The sequence below is a fragment of the Marinobacterium alkalitolerans genome (assembly GCF_017776525.1).
Taxonomy (GTDB): Bacteria; Pseudomonadota; Gammaproteobacteria; order Pseudomonadales; family Balneatricaceae; genus Marinobacterium; species Marinobacterium alkalitolerans.
The window spans coordinates 159,936-179,280 of sequence record NZ_JACVEW010000002.1 but is presented as its reverse complement, the minus strand read 5'-3'; the positions used below and the strand labels follow the sequence as shown (position 1 = coordinate 179,280).

The 19,345-nt window shown below is 58.5% G+C and carries 17 protein-coding genes; 1 reads left to right on the top strand and 16 read right to left on the bottom strand.

From position 1 onward, the window contains the following. Nucleotides 1–208: 208 nt before the first annotated feature. The gene (locus H9C73_RS02125; protein ID WP_209286133.1) at nt 209–2,380 is read right to left on the bottom strand and encodes a PAS domain S-box protein; all 2,172 of its coding nucleotides are present in this window, start codon (nt 2,378–2,380) and stop codon (nt 209–211) included. A gap of 282 nt (nt 2,381–2,662) precedes the next feature. On the opposite strand from H9C73_RS02125, the gene H9C73_RS02120 reads away from it, so the two are divergent. Further along, nucleotides 2,663–4,240, top strand: a complete 1,578-nt coding sequence (locus H9C73_RS02120; protein WP_209286132.1) for a methyl-accepting chemotaxis protein — start codon at nt 2,663–2,665, stop codon at nt 4,238–4,240. An 88-nt stretch (nt 4,241–4,328) separates the two neighbouring features. Here H9C73_RS02120 and H9C73_RS02115 read toward each other — a convergent pair whose 3' ends face one another. The 15 genes from H9C73_RS02115 to H9C73_RS02045 form a co-directional block, all read right to left on the bottom strand. Beyond that, on the bottom strand, nt 4,329–5,021 hold the full coding sequence (locus tag H9C73_RS02115) for a response regulator transcription factor (protein ID WP_209286131.1): 693 nt from the start codon (nt 5,019–5,021) through the stop codon (nt 4,329–4,331). 261 nt (nt 5,022–5,282) lie between these two features. After that, complete coding sequence (locus tag H9C73_RS02110; RefSeq protein ID WP_209286130.1) at nt 5,283–6,359, bottom strand: alkene reductase; 1,077 nt, start codon at nt 6,357–6,359, stop codon at nt 5,283–5,285. Nucleotides 6,360–6,582: 223 nt separating this feature from the next. After that, nucleotides 6,583–8,235 (bottom strand): electron transfer flavoprotein-ubiquinone oxidoreductase, encoded by a 1,653-nt coding sequence (locus H9C73_RS02105; protein WP_209286129.1) that lies wholly within the window; start codon nt 8,233–8,235, stop codon nt 6,583–6,585. Then, entirely contained in the window at nt 8,235–8,885 is a 651-nt protein-coding gene (locus H9C73_RS02100; RefSeq protein WP_209286128.1) for a TetR family transcriptional regulator, read from the bottom strand. The genes H9C73_RS02105 and H9C73_RS02100 overlap by 1 nt, the downstream gene beginning before the upstream one ends. Nucleotides 8,886–8,897: 12 nt before the next feature. Then, nucleotides 8,898–9,653 (bottom strand): SDR family NAD(P)-dependent oxidoreductase, encoded by a 756-nt coding sequence (locus H9C73_RS02095; protein WP_209286127.1) that lies wholly within the window; start codon nt 9,651–9,653, stop codon nt 8,898–8,900. 65 nt (nt 9,654–9,718) lie between these two features. Further along, on the bottom strand, nt 9,719–10,924 hold the full coding sequence (locus tag H9C73_RS02090) for an acetyl-CoA C-acyltransferase (protein WP_209286126.1): 1,206 nt from the start codon (nt 10,922–10,924) through the stop codon (nt 9,719–9,721). Continuing rightward, a complete protein-coding gene (locus H9C73_RS02085; RefSeq protein WP_209286125.1) occupies nt 10,921–11,406 on the bottom strand; it encodes a MaoC family dehydratase in 486 nt (161 codons plus the stop codon). Before H9C73_RS02085 ends, H9C73_RS02090 begins: the two co-directional genes overlap by 4 nt. Nucleotides 11,407–11,417: 11 nt before the next feature. Continuing rightward, nucleotides 11,418–12,203, bottom strand: a complete 786-nt coding sequence (locus H9C73_RS02080) for an SDR family oxidoreductase (protein WP_209286124.1) — start codon at nt 12,201–12,203, stop codon at nt 11,418–11,420. An 11-nt stretch (nt 12,204–12,214) separates the two neighbouring features. Further along, nucleotides 12,215–13,099, bottom strand: coding sequence for an SDR family oxidoreductase (locus tag H9C73_RS02075; protein ID WP_209286123.1), 885 nt, complete (start codon nt 13,097–13,099; stop codon nt 12,215–12,217). Nucleotides 13,100–13,165: 66 nt separating this feature from the next. Next, nucleotides 13,166–14,320 carry an acetyl-CoA C-acetyltransferase gene (locus tag H9C73_RS02070; RefSeq protein WP_209286122.1) on the bottom strand — a complete coding sequence of 385 codons (1,155 nt, stop codon included), beginning with the start codon at nt 14,318–14,320 and terminating at the stop codon, nt 13,166–13,168. After that, nucleotides 14,320–15,381, bottom strand: a complete 1,062-nt coding sequence (locus H9C73_RS02065) for an acyl-CoA dehydrogenase family protein (RefSeq protein WP_209286121.1) — start codon at nt 15,379–15,381, stop codon at nt 14,320–14,322. The genes H9C73_RS02070 and H9C73_RS02065 overlap by 1 nt, the downstream gene beginning before the upstream one ends. A gap of 8 nt (nt 15,382–15,389) precedes the next feature. Further along, a complete protein-coding gene (locus H9C73_RS02060) occupies nt 15,390–16,556 on the bottom strand; it encodes an acyl-CoA dehydrogenase family protein (protein WP_209286120.1) in 1,167 nt (388 codons plus the stop codon). A gap of 8 nt (nt 16,557–16,564) precedes the next feature. Further along, entirely contained in the window at nt 16,565–17,317 is a 753-nt protein-coding gene (locus tag H9C73_RS02055) for an enoyl-CoA hydratase family protein (protein ID WP_209286119.1), read from the bottom strand. A 1-nt stretch (nt 17,318) separates the two neighbouring features. Continuing rightward, nucleotides 17,319–18,413, bottom strand: coding sequence for an NAD(P)H-dependent flavin oxidoreductase (locus tag H9C73_RS02050; protein WP_209286118.1), 1,095 nt, complete (start codon nt 18,411–18,413; stop codon nt 17,319–17,321). Continuing rightward, complete coding sequence (locus H9C73_RS02045) at nt 18,410–19,339, bottom strand: enoyl-CoA hydratase (RefSeq protein WP_209286117.1); 930 nt, start codon at nt 19,337–19,339, stop codon at nt 18,410–18,412. Before H9C73_RS02045 ends, H9C73_RS02050 begins: the two co-directional genes overlap by 4 nt. Nucleotides 19,340–19,345: the final 6 nt, after the last annotated feature.

Sequence of the window (19,345 nt, the reverse complement as noted above, 5' to 3'; positions counted from 1 at the left end):
GTCACTCGCTACTGAAGCAAAAGGCGTATGAAGGTGTTCATACGTTTTACAATAGCAGCCATACTGTTACATGCCGCGATTGAATATCATTTGGGTCGCATTCGTAAACGGCTTCGATCCGTACCAACAACCTTGGCTTACTTCTGAGAAAAGCTCTGTCGCATGCTTGCAAAACACCCTGTCTGGGGAGACTGAAACGGATGCATTATCAGGAGGTTCCACCTTCGAAAGGCGTTTCCAGCAACCTGGGCAAGCTGAGCGTAAAACAGCTTCCAGAGTGTGGCTGGCTTTCATCTGCTTTTAAGCGTGTATAGCTGAGCTCACCATTCAAACGCCGCTCTGCCAGCGCTCTGGCAATGAACAGACCAAGCCCGGTGCCATTTCGCTTGCTCGTGACATAAGGCTCAAACATTCGCGATGCCAGGTCGGTATCAACTCCGCCCGCTCTGTCCATCACCGAAATGAAAACGTGACTGCCCGATGCCGAAAACTCAATGGTGATGACCTGCTGAGATGCGGCAGGACGTTCGAGCTGCTCTATTGCTTCTCGTGCATTGGCAATCAGGTTGAGCAAGAGCTGCTTGATTTCGGCCGGCCGGTTGGTAATGGTGAGTTCATCGAGCCTTACCAGGTCAGTTAGCTCAACCTCCTTGCTGCACGCTGCATCGGACGCAAGCCGATACGCCAGGCCCAGGCTATGTGCTTTTAGCTGGGGACTGAATAAGCGCTGAATTTGAGCCACGACTCCAGCAAGATTGCACGACTGCACGCGCCCCTCGTCTCCGAAGAAGCGCCTGAACTCATCGATCGTATCGGACAGGTATTCAAGCTGCCCCATCACCTCATCCTGGGCCTCGTGAAGATAATCAGGCGTCAACCTGTCCTTCTCATGAGCCAGAACAACATCCTGAACAATCAGCCCAATTCCATGTAACGGCTGACGCCACTGATGTGCAATGGCGACCAGCATTTCACCCAAGGCCGCAAGCTTGGCCTGATGAGTCATCATGCTCTCTTTCTGGCGCGCTTCCTGCTCAAGGCTTCTGATCAATGAAAGGTCGCGGATGGTGCCAATAAAATGAGGTGCCCGCCCAATGCTGACCTGGGTGAAGGCGATGGATACCGGCAAGGTAGAGCCATCAGCATGAAATCCCTCTACTTCTCGGTCCTCACCGGCCAAGGACCTTGAGTGGGCTAAGAACCCATTCAGCCCGGCATCGCGCTGCATCCGGTGAGGCAGCGCCACCAGTTCATTGATATTCTGGCGCAACAGTTCTTCGCATGAGTAACCAAACACCTCCGATACGGCTCTGTTTGCGCGCACTATCGTCCCCTGAGGACTGAGCACCACCAGACCATCAAACGTATTTTCAAACACCTGCTGAATGAAGTAAGCCTGCTCCTGCTCTTTATCTCGCTCTTCCTGAACCTGCCGAAACCCCACATATATCAATCGGCCTGCAGGCACCATCACCAGCAGTAGCGCGACCAGTGAAATGCCCCCAAACTGATAAAGCTTTTCAAATACCAGTGAATCAACAGGCGTGCGCTGACGGTAGAGAGCCAATACGGATTGGCCAAAGAGATCCAGAGGCAGCGCTATTGTCGAATCGTCAATCCAGCTGACAGCATCTCGACCCTGCAACACGTCACCTGCATTCAACCCTTTGAAATACTGACCAGCCGTACGCGGAGGTTCACTATACCCTGACCAGGCCCATTCACCTTCGGGGTGATGCAGGAAATGATCATCCTGGTCCACGATAAACACATCAGTGTCGGCGAAGCTGCCGAAATAATCGTCCCAACCTTCCATGTAATAGTTGATAACCAGATAGCCAACGACTCGGTCCTCACGGATGATTGGAGTGCCTATTCGCAAGGTCGGATTAAACGGCTGCTCAAGCTTTCCATGCTCCATGTTAAGGTCAAACTGCGAGTAGCCAATCTCGCCTTTCTCAAGCGTCATAAATGAGCGGGTATAATAGCGATGGCTCTTGCTCTGAAGTTCCTCTTGCGGAACAAGCTTCACTGTTCCAGTTAAACTTCGATCAACCCTGTATCGTTCATGACCATCGGTATCAAGAACACGCAACTGCATTATCGACTGATGTGCATGTGTTGTGTGGAGCAGCAGCTCGTTAGCATCATCTTCAGCGCTGGCGAAGTTTTTTACCGCAGAGTGTTGAGTCAATGCCCCAATCAGGCTCTCCTGACTAGACTTGAAACGCCGGATCGTATCCTGCACCAACGCGTGCTGCCTTTGAGCATGCAGCAACATTTCTTGCCGAATCTCACTGCTGACCATCCAGTGCGTACTTAACAACAGCATGCATCCGGTCAAGATGCCAAAGACCAGCAGCGCCCATAACCGGCTCATAAGTAACAATCCCCTGCTCAGATTCGCAGACACACCCAACTTGCAAACGCCCAATATAACCATGGAACCGGTTGGAAACCATCAAACCGGGTATGCCAGGCAGAGTGACGAGATAGCAACGACTGTCGCTTTAATTGACCTCTAATATAGGGCTGAACCAATAAGCCCTTATGGAACGTAACACTTTGGAAACACTTTGATTGTCGGCCCTGACCTTAACATTAGTATCAGGCGTACAAGGGCAGAACGTGTTGCCCTATCGAACAACGGAGCCAAAGGCCAATGAAAAAGAACCTGCCCGTCTCTCAGGTGGAAGAAGACTACTCCAGTAACGCCAACATTCTCTCAACGACAGACCTGAAGGGTGCCATTACCTACGTCAATGATGACTTCATCAAGGTCAGCGGTTTTGAACAGAGTGAGCTCATCGGCAAGAACCATAACATGGTGCGCCACCCGGACATGCCCCCGGCCGCTTTCGGGCATTTGTGGTCATCGGTCCGTCAGGGCGAGTCCTGGATGGGTATGGTGAAAAACCGATGCAAAAATGGCAACCATTACTGGGTGGATGCCTATGTAACGCCGATTGAAAAAAATGGAGCGGTCGCCGAGTATCAGTCCGTCCGTCGCAAGCCAAGCCGTGAATACGTCAAGCGGGCTGAAGAGATCTATCCCAAGCTACTGGAGGGCAAACAGCCCAGGCAGCTCAAGTCAAAAATGTCGGCCACTACTCAGATCCTTCTCTGGTGGCTGGTACCGCTGATGACGATTGGCCTGGCCTTTACGCTTTCCATCGATGATGCCTTTCGAATGCTCCTTGCGGGTGTGGGCGTTGTGATCGCATTGGCCGGACAACACTATAGTTTGCGCCCCTTGAAAGCCGTCACAAAGAGGGCTCAGGACGTTATTAACAATCCGGTTGGCCGCTATGTCTACACGGGCAGAAATGATGACTGGGGGCAAATCCTGTTGGCCTTTAAATCACTGGAGTCCGAAACAGCTGGCTTGATTGGCCGCATTGCCGACTCCTCCAAACAGATGATGGACAGCTCCCATCAGATGGATCAGGCCATCGTGCGCTCCAAGGCGGGAGTTGAAAAGCAGTTTGCCGAAGCAGACCAGGTAGCCGCGGCCGTCAATGAAATGTCAGCCAGCATCCAGGAAGTGTCCGATAATGCCCAGCATACCTCCAGCTCAGCTGAGGAAGGTCGACGCCAGGCAGGGACCGGGCGGGGTGTTGTTGAAGATACGGTGACCTCTATTCGAGAGCTGCAACATGAGATAAGTGAAGCGGCACGGGTCATTGACGATGTGAAGAGCCGCAGTAATGACATATCCAGAGTACTGGATGTGATCAACGAGATTGCTGAACAGACTAACCTGCTGGCACTGAACGCTGCTATTGAAGCTGCGCGAGCAGGCGAAGCCGGCCGTGGCTTTTCAGTGGTCGCGGACGAGGTGCGCTCGCTTGCCAGCCGAACTGCCACCTCAACGGAAGAGATCAGGAGCATGATCGGCCATCTCCAGCGCAGCTCAGCTTCGGCAGTAGAAGCCATGCATGCAGGCGAAGCCAGAACTCAGAGCTGTGTCGGCCAGGGCGGTGAAGCTGCTTCATCACTGGAAGCCATCTGGGTGGCGATCGAGCGTATCAATGACATGAGTACTCAGATCGCGGCCGCGGTAGAGCAGCAAAGCTCAGTCGCTGATGAGATCAGCCGCAGTGTCGTCTCGATCAGAGACATGTCTGAGCAAAACCTTGAAACCGTTAACACCAGCGCGCTAACAAGCAGCAAGGTTCTGGGCGTTGCCACGAGCTTCAGTGAATTGGCTCAACAGTTCTGGTCAAAGCAAAAAAACTGACGCAATAAAGAGGGCCAGGGATGGCGCAGGCTTTTGATTAGCCAAGAAGGAAGGAAACAGAACCAGACGCTCTCACGGCCTGCCGTTTTTAAGTCGTAGCCTTTTCCATCACGTATCCCACGCCGTAGCGGCTTCGAATTTTAAGATGGGTCCCCCCAACCTGGCTGAGTTTTTTACGCAGGCGACTCACAGTCACATCGACGGCACGTCCTGAATCACTGCTGGTATCCGTCCCCCACAAGCTCACCGCTATATCATTCCGGCTTAGAAGAACATCTTGATTGTTCAGAAAGAGGGACATCAGTTTTCGTTCTGATTCAGTCAAATGCTGTCGACTGTTTCCGGAGACAAGATCACCATTAACGACTCGTAAAAAACCTTCCACCGCCTGAGCGGGCGAGTTTCCAATACCCGCTCGCCCGATGACCTTTCTGATTCGAGCCAGTAGCTCAGCAATCCTGACGGGCTTGACTACATAGTCTTCTGCGCCTGCATCAAGCGCCTTGGCAATCTGATGTTCGTCACTGTTACCAGTGAGAAAAATGACAGGAACCGCCACATTAGATCGTCGCATGAGTTCAAGGGTTTCAAATCCATTTTTGCCAGGCAAAACCCAGTCCATCAGGATCAAGTCGATATTTCGCTTGCGTAGCAGCTCCTCGAGCTGTTCTCCGGAATAAAGCAGGGTGACGTCATACTGCTCAGATTGGAGAATTCTTGCTGTTATCTTGGCCTGACTAATATCGTCTTCGACAATTACGATGTGCGGTTTAGAGTCCAATACTTCAGCTCCACAGTAGCAGTCGCCTCGTCAGCGCATGAAATGCCAAACAACCCTCCGTGGGCAGAAATCCCTCACATAACCAACACTAGAATAATGGTGGAGTTTGACTGAGCCAATGAGCTCTCGTCATTGGTGTCAGTTGCATTAACACAGATCATGTCTTCACGGGGGTGACCGATACACGTTACAAGCCGATTGATATCGACACCAACCTGATATCGGCAACCCCAAAACAGCCAGAAATCCAAGGTCTTACAATCACCCGGCAGCATTCAACGTTGGATAATCCGTGTAGCCCTCTTCCGTCTGGGTATAAAAGGTTTTGGGATCCGGCTTGTTCAATTCCGCACCCTGTTTCAAACGCTCCGGCAGGTCCGGGTTGGCCAGGAAAGGCACCCCGAACGCGACGGCATCAGCCTGCCCTGCCTCAATGGCCGCATTGGCCTCTTCGCCGCTGTACCCCATATTCAGAATGAGGTTTCCGTTGAAATGCTCACGCACGGGCGTGATCACATCCGCTTGCTGCTCGCCAAAGAAGTCGCCACGCATTAAGTGGACGTACGCCAGACCATACTCATTCAGTCGTTTGGACAACCAGGTGACCAACCCTACCGGATCGCTGTCTTTCATGCTGTTAAAGCTGTTCAGCGGCGACAGGCGCAGCCCTACGCGATCTCCGCCCCAGACCGAGGTAACAGCATCCAGCACTTCCAGTAACAGGCGAGCCCGGTTTTCAACAGAACCACCATAGGGCCCCTCACGGTGGTTGGAACCATCACGCAAGAACTGATCCAGCAGGTAGCCGTTGGCGCCATGCACTTCGACGCCATCAAAACCGGCTCGTTTCGCATTTTCGGCCGCTACTCTGAACCCCTCGATGATGGCGGGAATCTCATCGTCCCTCAGTGCACGGGGAACCGTGTAGGGCTTCTTGCCTTCCGGTGTGTGCACCTCATCGTTTGTGATGGCCATTGCACTGGGCGCAACCGGATCACGGCCATCATTCAGCAGTGGATGACAGGCGCGACCACCATGCCAGATCTGCAGGAAAATCTTGCCCCCCCTGGCATGCACGGCATCAGTAACCTTCTTCCAGCCAGCCACTTGAGCCTCGGAATAGATGCCGGGCTCACGCCAGAAGGCGGAACAGCCTTCCATTGCCATGGTCGCCTCGGCAATGATCAGCCCCGCGGAAGCCCGCTGCGCATAGTGCTCTGCCATCATGGGCGTTGGCACATGATCAGCGTCTGCACGACAACGGGTAAGTGGTGCCATGAGAACTCGGTTCTTGAGTGTAACGGCGCCAAACTGACCAGAGGCAAATAGATCGGTCATGTTTTCTCCTCGTTTGCGTTTCCGGGTGAACAACTAACAGTACGTCGCAACCTGCAACGAGTCAGGCCACTACGCTCGCTCAACGAAACTGCTGTCACAGCACTATAGAGCACAAATGCGAGTTACTACGTACAGGTTTCACAAGTAGATCGAAAGACAAAGGAGGCGTTTGACGATCATTTTTGAGCAGTTACCGACATTCAACAGCAACTGCCCGTCAAGGCTACATATTCGGGTAGTTCGGCCCGCCGGCCCCTTCCGGCACCACCCAGGTGATATTCTGGGCCGGATCCTTGATGTCGCAGGTCTTGCAGTGGACGCAATTCTGACCGTTGATCTGGAACTGAGGCCCATTGCCGCCCTCCACCACTTCGTACACCCCAGCCGGGCAGAAACGCTGCGCCGGCTCGGCGAACCTGGGCAGGTTCTGGCTGATCGGAATGCCGGCATCCTTCAGTTGCAGATGACAGGGCTGGTCTTCCTCGTGGTTGGTGTTGGACAGGAACACGGACGAGGGCTTGTCGAAGGACAACACACCATCCGGCTTGGGATAGTCGATTTTCGGGGACTGATCCGCCGGTTTCAGCTGGGCGTGATCATGTTCGGTGTCATGCAGGGTGACCGGGATCTTGCCGCCGAACCAGTTCTGATCCACATAGTTAAAGGCACCGCCCAACCAGGTACCCAGTTTGTGCATCGCAGGGCCAAAGTTGCGCGAGCGATAAAGCTCGTCATACAGCCAGGACGCCTTGAATGCATCGGTGAACGCGGTCAGGTCACGCCCGCCCTCGTCACCGGCCAGCAGGGCTTCGGCCACCGCTTCCGCCGCCAGCATGCCGGATTTCATCGCCGTATGGGTCCCCTTGATCTTGCTGAAGTTCAGCGTACCGGCATCACACCCCAGCAGGAGCGCGCCGGGCATGGTCATCTTCGGCAGTGCATTGAAGCCGCCCTTGGTGATGGCACGGGCGCCATAAGACACGCGCTTGCCGCCCTCCAGCACCTGGCCGATCTCGGGATGGTGCTTCATGCGCTGGAATTCATCGAAGGGGCTCAGCCAGGGATTGTCGTAGTTGAGGTCGGTGATCAGGCCGACCACTACCTGGTTGTCATCGGTGTGGTAAAGGAAAAAACCGCCACTGGCACCGGATTCGCTCAGCGGCCAGCCGGAGCCGTGCACCACCAGGCCGGGCTGATGCTTCGCCGGGTCAATGTCCCATAGCTCCTTGATGCCGATACCATAGTGCTGGGGGTCCGCATCCTGATCCAGCTTGAAGCGGTTGATCAGCTGCTTGCCCAAATGCCCCCGGCAGCCCTCGGTAAATAATGTGTATTTGGCATGCAGCTCCATCCCCGGCATGTAGTTGGGGCCCTGCTCGCCCGCAGCGGTCACCCCCATATCGCCGGTGGCAATGCCCTTTACGCTGCCATCATCGTTGTAGAGGATCTCGGCCGCAGCAAAGCCGGGGAACACTTCCACACCCAATACTTCGGCCTGCTCACCCAGCCAGCGACAAACATTGCCCAGGCTGACGATATAGTTGCCCTCGTTGTGCATGGGCTTGGGTACCAATGCATTGGGCAGTGCCGTCACGCGCTCGGCATCCTTGAGCATCACTACCCGGTCGGCGGTCACTGGCGTATTGAGCGGAGCCCCCTGCTCTTTCCAGTCGGGAAAGAGTTCATCCAGCGCCCGGGTTTCCATCACCGCGCCGGACAGAATATGAGCACCAACTTCAGAGCCTTTTTCTACCACACAGACCGTCAACTCCTGCTCGGCGGACTGAGCCTGCTGCATCAGGCGGCAGGCCGCCGACAGACCGGCAGGGCCTGCACCCACGATGACCACATCAAATTCCATCGATTCACGACTCATTACACACATACCTCATCATCGACAGAGTCCGGAACAGGCTGTAACGCACTCAGGCTGGCGATTACCGTATCCACAAACACGTCTGCATTACTTGAAATTGAAAAATAGTCTGCCCGCTGCAGCCAGCTGGTGACAAAGCCGTCAATCATCGCCTTGATCAGCCAGGAGGCGGCTTCAGGGTCGGTTGAAGCCGGTAATTGGCAACGGCGAATGGCATTTCGAATCACGCCCAGCCGGCGCTGATGTTGGTACTGCATGAAGCGGGCAACTGGCTCGGCGACTTCTTCTGCACAGCTCACCGAGCTTTCTCGAATAAACATCAGCATCATGCGGCGAAAGGCCATATCCGTCTCGACCCGGCTCAACAGCTCGACCAGCAACTGACGCAGCTTGCCCAGCGGATCTGCCTCCTGATCTGACAGGCAGGCATCACTCAGCTGCTTGAACGGCTTTGAATAGTGCTCACAGATCGCATCGAACAGATGCCATTTGTTGCGAAAGTGCCAATAGATGGCACCGCGGGTAAACCCCGCGGCCTTGGCGATATCACTCAGGCGCGTGGCCGCCACGCCCTGATCAGCAAAGAGCTCCAGCCCCTTTTGCATGATGGCAAGGCGGGTGCTCTCGGCTTCGGCTCGCGTGCGGCGCATCGGTTTCGAGTCTCAGGATGTAATGGAGCCGCCGTTGAGCGGCAGCACCTGACCCGACATCCAGGACGCCTCGCGGGACGCCAGATAGGCCACCGCAGCTCCCACGTCTTCCGGCGTACCGGTACGCCCAACGGCAGTGGCCTTGGCGTATTCGGCATAGTCGCCGAAGTTGTTCATGGTGCCCAGCGACACCGCGTTGGCGGTGATGCCCTTGCGACCGACCTCATGGGCCAGATGCCGCATGAAGCCCAATGCGGCCGATTTTGCTGCCGCATAGTTGGTCAGGCCAAACTGCAGGCCCTGACGCCAGGACTCGGAACTGATAATGATGATGCGACCGAAGCCCTGCTCCACCATCCCGTCCATCACAAGGCGGGTCAACCCCAGAATGGCACGCAGATTAAGATCCAGCTGGCGTTCAAAGTCCTCATCCGCCAGGTTTTCAAAGTGACTCAGAGAGTTGGGCATGCCGGGAGGAACACCGGCGTTGTTGACCAGAATATTGACCGGGCCGTACTCGCGTTCAGCGGTGGCCACGATGCTTTCACGCACCTCGGCATCGGTGATATCGCCCGGCGCGGCGCAGACCTCAAAGCCTTCTTCACGCAGCTGAGCAGCGGCACCCTCGGCACGCTCCGGGTAGTAGTCGTTGATCACGACCCTGGCACCCTGAGTCGCCAGCGCACGCGCAACGCCCAGCCCCATGCCCTGACCGGCACCGGTCACCAGTGCGACCAGCCCCTCAAGTTCAAACAGTTTCCGGCTCATCTTCTTGTCCTTGTATTAGAGCGTTTCTCAAGACAAGGCGCCCCGCAGGACGCCTTTACCGTCGATCAGGGGCAGACTTCAAACAGCCCCGCTGCGCCCATGCCACCGCCGATACACATGGCGATGACGACATACTTCACGCCACGGCGACGGCCTTCGATCAGGGCATGCCCCACCATCCGTGCGCCGGACATGCCAAACGGATGGCCGATGGAGATGGCACCACCGTTCACGTTCAGGCGGTCATTGGGGATACCCAGCTTGTCACGGCAGTACAGCACCTGACTGGCAAAAGCTTCGTTGATCTCCCACAGACCCACATCGTCCACTTTAAGGTTGAAGCGCTCCAGCAACTTGGGAATGGCATAGACCGGGCCAATGCCCATCTCTTCAGGCTTGCAGCCAGCCACGGCGATGCCCTTGTAGATACCCAGCGGCGCAATGCCGCGACGATCCGCTTCTTCACGACTCATCAGCAAGGTCGCAGCGGCCCCGTCGGAGAACTGAGAGGCGTTACCGGCGGTGACATGCTTGCCTTCGGCAATCCACTGACCGTCTTTCCACACCGGCGCCAGACCAGCCAGGCTTTCGTAGGTGGTCTGCGGACGGTTGCACTCGTCACGGTCCGCCACCACTTCCTTGTGACCGGCCGGCTTGCGCTCTTCGTCAAACACCAGTTTTTGCGCCGTCAGCGGCACGATCTCGTCATCGAACAGACCCGCTTCCTGCGCGGCAGCGGTGCGCTGCTGGCTCTGCAGGGCGTAACGGTCCTGCTCTTCACGGCTGATGCCATAGCGCTCGGCTACGATCTCGGCGGTTTCGATCATCGGAATGTAGGCGCTGGGGACTACTTCTTTTACCGCCTCGGACTGGGCGCGATAGGTGTTCTTGTGCTTGGTCTGAGTCAGTGACAGCGATTCAACGCCACCGGCGATAGCCACGTTCATTTCACCAGCGATGATGCTCTTGGCCGCCACCCCGATGGTCATCAGACCGGAGGCACACATGCGGTCCAGCGCCATGCCCGGCACACTGTCCGGCAGACCGCCGGTGTAGGCGCAGAGACGACCGATGTTGTAGGCCTGGGTGCCCTGCTGCACCGCTGCGCCCATGATCACGTCTTCCACCGCGTCCGGCTCGATACCGGCACGCTCGACCACGGCACGGACCACATGGCCGCCCAGCACCGGCGCTTCGGTATCGTTGAAGGAGCCGCGGAACGACTTGGTCAGCGCGGTACGCGCCGTGGATACAATGACTGCTTCGCTCATCTCGATTCTCCTGACTGAGCCGGATTGAAGGTGTAACGGCTGATGGTGTCGATGACGCAACCGGGGCGGTCACTGCCTTCGATCTCGACGGTCACGCGCACGGTGGCCTGCACCGCCTGCTTGATCTGTTCAACGGCGATCACTTCACCGCGGCCACGGATGCGACTGCCCACCGGCACCGCCGCCGGGAAGCGCACCTTGTCGCAGCCATAGTTGACACCCATCTGCAGGTTTTCCACTTCCATCAGCTGAGGCAGGAAGAGATTCACCAGCGACAGGGTCAGATAACCGTGGGCAATACACTTGCCGAAGGGGCCATCGACCGCCTTTACCGGATCCACGTGGATCCACTGGTGGTCACCGGTGGCTTCGGCAAAGAGGTTAATTCGCTCCTGGGTGATCTCCAGCCACTCGCTGCAGCCCAGATCCATCCCTTCGGCGGCCAGCAGCGCCTCGGCGCTGCCAAACGTCTGGTTTGCCATCCTTAATCTCCTTAGGCGTGCTGCGAGCTGACCGAGAGCACTTCACCGGTCATATAGGACGAATAATCACTGGCCAGGAACATCATCACATTGGCCACTTCCCACACCTCGGCCGCACGACCAAAGGCTTCGCGGCTGGCCAGCTGCGCCAGCAGCTCTTCGCTGGAGGCTTTCTTGAGGAAGTCATGCAGTGCGATGGACGGCGACACCGCATTGATGCGCACGCCATGCTCGGCGGCTTCCAGTGCGCTGCAGCGGGTCAGTGCCATCACGCCGGCCTTGGCCGCCGCGTAATGTGCCTGCTCTTTCTGCGCACGCCAGCCCAGTACCGAGGCGTTGTTGACGATGGCACCGGCACCACGCGCCTGCATGTGCGGCAGCATGGCACGGGTCATGCGGAAGGTGCCGGTCAGGGTGATATCCAGCACCCGGTGCCACTCCTCGTCGCTCATCTCGACCACGGTTTTCTGACCGCCAAGGCCCGCGTTGTTGATCAGTACATCGACACCGCCCAGCTGCTCCTCGGCAGCGGCAACCAGTGCCTGGACTTCTTCTTCCACAGTCACATTGCAGAGCTGGCCGTAGATGGCGTCCAGACCGGTTTCCTGCTTCAGCGCGGCCACCGCTTCTTCCAAGCGACGCGGATGAATGTCGGAGATCATCAGCGCACGGCAACCCTCCTCGGCGGCACGCTTGGCGGCGGAAAAGCCAATGCCCGCCCCGGCTGCCGCAGTAATCAATACGGACTTGCCCTTGAGCAGGCCGTGACCTTCAACATATGTCGGAATCTTGCTCATTTCAGCGCTCCTCAGCTGCCCCAGACTTTCTGCGCCGGAACGGCGTCCTTGATCAGTTTGTGGACCACTTCACCCAGCTCGGACGGTTCCCAACGGTCACCCTTGTCCACACCTTCGGTGGTGCGCCAGCCGTCACAGATACAGATGCGACCGCCTTCGGACTCGAACACCTTGCCGGTGACATCGCCCGCTTCCTCGGATGCCAGCCAGGCCAGCAGCGAAGAGACGTTTTCCGGTGCCCAGTAGTCGAAGCTGCCGTCTTCCGGCTTGGCCATGCGGGTCGCCATGGCTTCCACTGCGGTCGTCATGCCGGTACGCGCCGCCGGCGCCACCGCGTTGGCGGTGATGCCGTAACGGCCCAGCTCGGCGGCCTGGTTCAATGTCAGCGCGGCGATACCGCCCTTGGCTGCGGCGTAGTTGGACTGACCGATGGAGCCCTGCAGACCCGCACCAGAGGTGGTATTGATGATGCGAGCCGCCACCGGCTTGCCCGCCTTGGCCTGATCACGCCAGTAGTGAACGGCATGGGAAGAGATGCAGAAGTGCCCTTTCAGGTGCACCGCCATGATGGTGTCCCACTCCTGCTCGGTCATGGACGCGAACATGCGGTCGCGGTTCACACCGGCGTTGTTCAGCACGATATGCAGATCACCGAAGCTCTCGATGGCTTGCTGGATGGCATTGGCGCTGTCTTCGTAATTGGTAATATCGGAGGTATTCACCACGGCCTTGCCACCAGCTGCGGTGATCTCGTCGACCACAGCCTGAGCCGCCGCTTCATTGATATCGTTGACGACAACAGCGCAGCCTTCGGCGGCAAATACTTTGGCGTGCGCAGCGCCCAAACCACCGCCGGCACCGGTAATGATGGCCACTCGGCCCTGAAGAATAGACATAACTCCCCCATGGGCCCGCCGCAGCGGGCCAGAAATCTTTTGAATGGATACTTTGAGGCTAGAGGGTTAACCCAACCTTTCGATGATCGTCACGTTCGCTTGTCCGCCACCCTCACACATGGTCTGCAAACCATATCGCCCACCACGTCGCTCCAGCTCATGCAGCAGACCGGTCATCAGGCGTGCACCGGTAGCCCCCAGCGGATGACCCAGTGCGATGGCACCGCCGTTCACATTGGTCTTGTCATGGCTGTAACCGGTTTCCTGCAGCCAGGACATCACCACCGAGGCGAAGGCTTCGTTGATCTCGACCAGGTCGATCTGATCCATCGTCATGCCGGCTTTCTTCAGCGCGGCTTCCGTGGCCGGAATGGGCGCCCGCAGATGCCAGATGGGATCGTCACCGCAGACACTGATGTGATGGATGCGGGCACGCGGCTTCAGGTTGTAACGCTTGAGCGCAGCTTCCGACACCACCAGCAGCGCGGCCGAAGCATCACAGGTCTGGCTCGAGACAGCCGCCGTGATCGACGGATAGGTCGGATCCACAGGCTCCAGCTCGGCCATTTTTTCAAGCGTGGTCTGACGCGGAGTCTCATCGCGGGTGACACCTTCCAGCGGTACGATCTCGCGGTCGAAGTGACCGGCCTCAATCGCGGCGATGGCACGGCGGTGACTTTCCAGTGCGAAGGCTTCCATGTCGGCGCGGCTGATGCCCCAGTGATCGGCGATGCGCTGAGCGGCATAGAACTGGTTCACCGGCGCATCACCGAAACGGGCCTGCCAGCCCTTGCTCTCGGCAAAAGGCGTGGTGAAGCCGTAGGGCTGACCAGCCAGCATGGCGGCCGAGATCGGGATCTGGGTCATGGTCTGAACACCGCCCACGGCGATCACATCCTGAGTGCCGCTCATCACCGCCTGAGCCGCGAAGTGCAGCGCCTGCTGTGACGAACCGCACTGGCGATCCACCGTGGTGCCCGCCACGTTCAGTGGCAGACCGGCGGCCAGCCAGCTGGTGCGGGCGATATCACCGGCCTGAGAGCCGATGGTATCGACGCAGCCGAAGATCACGTCGTCATAGTCTTCCGCCGGAACGGCATTGCGTTCCACCAGCGCCTTGAGCACATGCGCACCCAGATCGATGGCGTGAACATGGGACAACCCGCCCTTGCGGCGCCCGGTGGGCGTGCGCAGGGAATCGACAATATAGGCTTCAGCCATCATGACCTCCCGAATGTCTGACCCGGGCCCAGTGGCGCGTCGTCAGCAAAGATGGCGGCGCTGATGCGCGCCTTGTGGAAGGCACGGTCACCCCAGGAGGATTCCAGTGCCCAGGTGCGTTTCATGAACATCTGCAGATCCACTTCCCAGGTGTACCCCATGGCACCGTGCACCTGAATGCCGTGGCGTGCCGCCAAGTGGGCTGCTTCTGCACAGGCGATATGCGCCTGTGAAATGTGCAGAGCGGCATCGGCATCGCCGTGCTGCAGTGAATAGCCCGCGCGATAGAGCACCGGCTTGGCGAATTCGATCTTGCTCGCCACGTCTGCCAGATGGTGTTTGACTGCCTGGAAGCTGCCGATCGGTTTACCGAACTGCTTGCGCTGGGCCACGTAGTCCACCGACAGATCCAGCATGCGCTGCGCCAACCCCAGCAACTGACCGGCCACCGAGAGCGCACCACGGTTCAGCGCTTCTTCCCAGATCGGCGCACCGGTTTCGGCATCGGCGATACGGGTCGCACTGCTCGGCTCCCACATCACCCGGCACAGGCGACGGGAAGAGTCGATGCTGGCGTTGTGTTCCACATCGATCAGCGAACGCGGCACCGCATGGATCTCGCCCTCATGATTGAGCAGGCTGAAATCCGCCAGATGGGCATCCGCCACCAGCGGGTTGATCGGATGGCCGACAGCAATGCGGATGCTGCCCTCGGCAATCTGCTCCAGCCAGCCGCTGCGGTCCGCAACAGTCTCAGGCAGGGCCGCAATCAGACCGGCACTGACATAGGCAGTATCTGCCAGAGAGTCAGGAATGCCGTAGTACCCCAGCTCCTGAGTCATCAGGGACCAGACCACATCGCCCATCCCCAGGCCACCGGCCTCTTCAGGAATGGACAGGGCGGTCAGGCCCTGCTCGGCCATCTTGTTGCGCAGATCCGGCGAGCGGCCTGCATCGGTTTCCCAGATTTCACGCAGCGCTTCCGGGGCGGCCTCGGTCATCAGGAAGCGGCTGATCGCATCCTGGAAGGCGCGTTCGTCATCAGTAAAAGTGAAGTCCATGGCGCACCTCAGGCTTTCGGCAGGCCGAGCATGCGCTCGGCGATGATGTTGCGTTGAATTTCGTTGGCACCGGCGTAGATCGGACCGGCCTGGGCAAACAGGAAGCCCTCCAGCCAGCCGTGGTCATCCTCGTTCTGTGGTGCGCTGGCGAGCAGTTCGCCCCGGGCACCCAGAATGCGCATCGCCGTTTCGTGGATCTTCAGATCCAGCTCAGACCAGATGATCTTGTTGATGCTGGATTCGGCACCGATCTTTTCGCCACGGGCCAGACGGCCCACTGACTGATAGGCCGACAGCGCGTAGGCTTCGGCACCAGCCCAAACCTCCATCACCGCATCACGGATGCTCGGGTCACGGTCGGCGCTCGCCTGATTGGCCTTGTACAGCTCGATCAACTTGCGCACCGGCTGCTGGAAACGGGCCGGAGAACGCAGCAACAGGCCACGTTCGAAACCCGCGGTGGCCATGGCCACATGCCAGCCGCTGCCCTCTTCCCCGATGCGGTTCTCCACCGGCACCCGCACGTTGTCGAAGAAAATTTCTGCGAAGGCATCCTTGCCGTTCAGTGCCTTGATCGGGCGAATGGTCACGCCTTCGGCATCCAGCGGCACCATCAGGAACGACAGGCCGTGGTGACGCTTGGAATCGGCATCGGAGCGGAACAGGCCAAAGGCCCAGTCGGCGTAGATAGCGCGGGTAGACCAGGTTTTCTGGCCGTTGATGATGTAATGATCACCGTCGCGGATCGCCTTGGAGGAGATCGCCGCCATATCGGAGCCGGCATTGGGTTCGGACCAGGCCTGGGCCCACATGTCGTCACTGGCAGCCATGCGCGGCAGGAAGCGCTTCTTCTGCGCCTCGGTGCCGAACTCCATCAGGGTCGGCCCCAGCAACAGCTGGCCGTTCTGGTTCACGCGCATGGGCGCGTCGGCCGCGTAGTATTCCTCTTCGAAGATCAGCCACTCGGTCAGGTCGCAACCGCGACCGCCAAGCTCTTCCGGCCACATCACCATCGACAGGCGCGCATCAAAGAGTTTGCGCTCCCACTCGCGGTGCTGTTCGAAGCCTTCACGGGTGTCATAACTGGCCAGCTTCTGTGCCGGCAGATTGTCCTTGAGCCAGGCACGCACTTCCTGACGGAAGGCCTGCTGACGGGGGGTATAATTCAGATCCATGGCGAACCTCAGAAACTGGCGTCACGTTTTTCGACAAAGGCCCGACGGGTTTCCGCCGAATCGGGGCTGGTATAGGCCTGCAGGGTGAAGCCCTGCTCCCAGCGATACTTGTCTTCCAGATTGCCGTCCTCGATACCGTTCAGCGCCTCTTTGGCGATACGGATCATGGCCGGGCTCTTGGCCGCGATCTTGGCCGCGGTGGCCAGTGCGGTTTCACGCAACTGGTCCTTGGGCACGATCGCTTCGATGAAGTTGTAGCGGTCCGCTTCCTGCGCGGTGACGGTTTCGCCGGTAAAGAACATCTGGCGTACTTTCTGTACCGGGAACAGTCGCTGCAGGTGAGCACCGCCACCCATGGCCCCCCGGTCCACTTCCGGCAGCGCAAAGGTGGCGCACTCGGACGCAAAAACGATGTCGGCCGCGCCGGTAATGCCGATGCCACCGCCCAGCACGAAGCCGTGTACGGCCACAATCACCGGCACCTCACAGCGGTGTACCGCCTTGAAGGTGGCATAGTTGCCGCCATTCACAGCGACAATGCGCTCGGGGTGCTGGTCCAGCTCCTTGATATCCACGCCGGCACAGAAGCCGCGCCCTTCAGCACGGATCAGTACCACACGCACCTCGGGGTTGCGTCCCAGGGCTTCGATACCCTCGGCCAGCTCAAACCACTCGCGGCTGTCCAGCGCGTTCACCGGGGGCTTGGCAATGATCAGCTCGGCCACACCGTTTTCAATTTGGGTCGTAAAAGCGGTACTCATATCAGGAAGCCTCCTCCAGAGCCTGACCGTTGGCGCGGGCACAGAGCGCCTCCAGACAGGTTTCGGCGTCACCGGCGATCGATGCGATCAACTCCGGTGCGCTAATCAGTTCATTGATGGCTGCGGCCACCTGACCGCTGGGCAGAATGCCCTCGTCAGGGAAGCCCTGAACCATGGAACGCTGCAGCAGAACCGGCTGGTTGGCGGACATCACCACCTGCGACATCTGGGCCGGATCCTCTTTCACAGCCTTGAAGAACGTGGAAACCATGTGACCGAAGGTCATGCCGGTCTCGCGCTTCCACTGACGCGCGCTGCTCAGTGCGATCCACAGCTTGCGCAGGGGGCTCGCCCCTTCCAGCTTGTGAATGAAAGCGTTTTCCACCATGCGGTGGCGCATGCCATCCACCGCCAGAGTGACGCGGATCTTTTGTGGGTCCTGCACCGCCAGATAACGCTCCAGTGTCAGCTGCGGTGTGGGCGAATCCGAGGTCATCATGAAGCGGGTGCCCATGGCGATACCGGCGGCACCGGCCGCCAGTGCCGAAGCGAGACCACGTCCGGTGGAATAGCCACCCGCCGCAATCACGGGCACATCGACTGCATCCAGCACCTGTGGCAGCAGAATGGTGGTGGGCACACCGCCGGTATGGCCGCCGCCTTCGCTGCCCTGAATGGTGATCATGTCCGCCCCCAGCTCCACCGCCTTGATGGCGTGTTTCACCGCGCCCACGGTGGGAATGCAGAGCACGCCTGCGGCTTTCAGCCGTGCGATGGTTTTCTTATCCGGGCCACGACCGTAACTGACGGCTTTCAGGCGATACTTGATCGCCAGTTCCACGCACTGCATGGCGTTTTCCTGGAACATGTGGAAATTGAGGCCAAAATTGCTGCCGCCGGTGGCGTCGATCACCTTCTGGATCTCGCCTTCCAGCCGGGAGGCTTCAATGGTGGCACCGGCCAAAAAGCCAAAGCCGCCCCCCTTGGTCGTAGCGATCACCAGGTTGGCGTCCGAAACCCAACCCATGGCGGTCTGGATGATCGGATACTGGCACCCCAGCCGGCGGGTCAACTCGGTCTGCAACAGCGGACTCATGCCTTCTCTCCGCTGTTCTTCTCAGCAGCCTCAGCCTTATTGGCCTTGACCATGCCCTTCGCATCGAAGCCGCCCAGCAGGTCACCGGAGATCTGTTCGTTGTGCACATGAGCAAAGTGGTGCCAGGCAAAGGCCGCTTCCATGCCGGTACGCTTGCCGGCCAGATCTTCCACGTGATTGATCACCTGCTTGGTCAGCGCCAGCCCCATACGCGGCTGACGTGCGATCTTGCCGGCGATCTCATAGGTAGCATCGGCCAGCTCATCACGGCTGAACACACGGTTGACCATGCCCATTTCGCGGGCACGTTCGGCGCTCATGCGATCACCCAGGAACAGAAACTCCTTGGCGATACGCGGGTTGAGTTCGTAGGGGTGCGCAAAGTATTCCACCCCCGGAATCCCCATGCGGACCACCGGGTCCTGGAAGAAGGCGTCGTCACTGGCGATGATCAGGTCACACACCCAGGCCAGCATCAGGCCGCCGGCCACACAGGCGCCCTGCACCATGGCGATGGTCGGTTTGGGCAGTTCGCGCCAACGGCGGCACATGCCCAGATAGACTTCCTGTTCGCGGGCATAGAGGTATTCGCCGCCCGGCTTGTTGGTGTGGTCCCACCAGAGGGTGCTGCGATCAAATTCCTTGTTGATGTCGCGCCCGGGAGTGCCGATGTCATGACCGGCGGAGAAGTGCTTGCCTTCACCGCGCAGCACGATCACTTTGACGCTGTCGTCATCGACCGCCTGACGGAAAGCGGCGTCCAGCGCGTAGGTCATCTGCGAGTTCTGCGCATTGTTGAAACCGGGGCGGTTCATGGTCACGGTCGCGATACCGTTCTCAACGCTGTACAGCACCGGTTGTTCGGTCTCGTAGACAGCCTTGTCTTCGCGCTGCACGAATTCCTGGGCTTGATTGGCTGCAGTCATGACAGA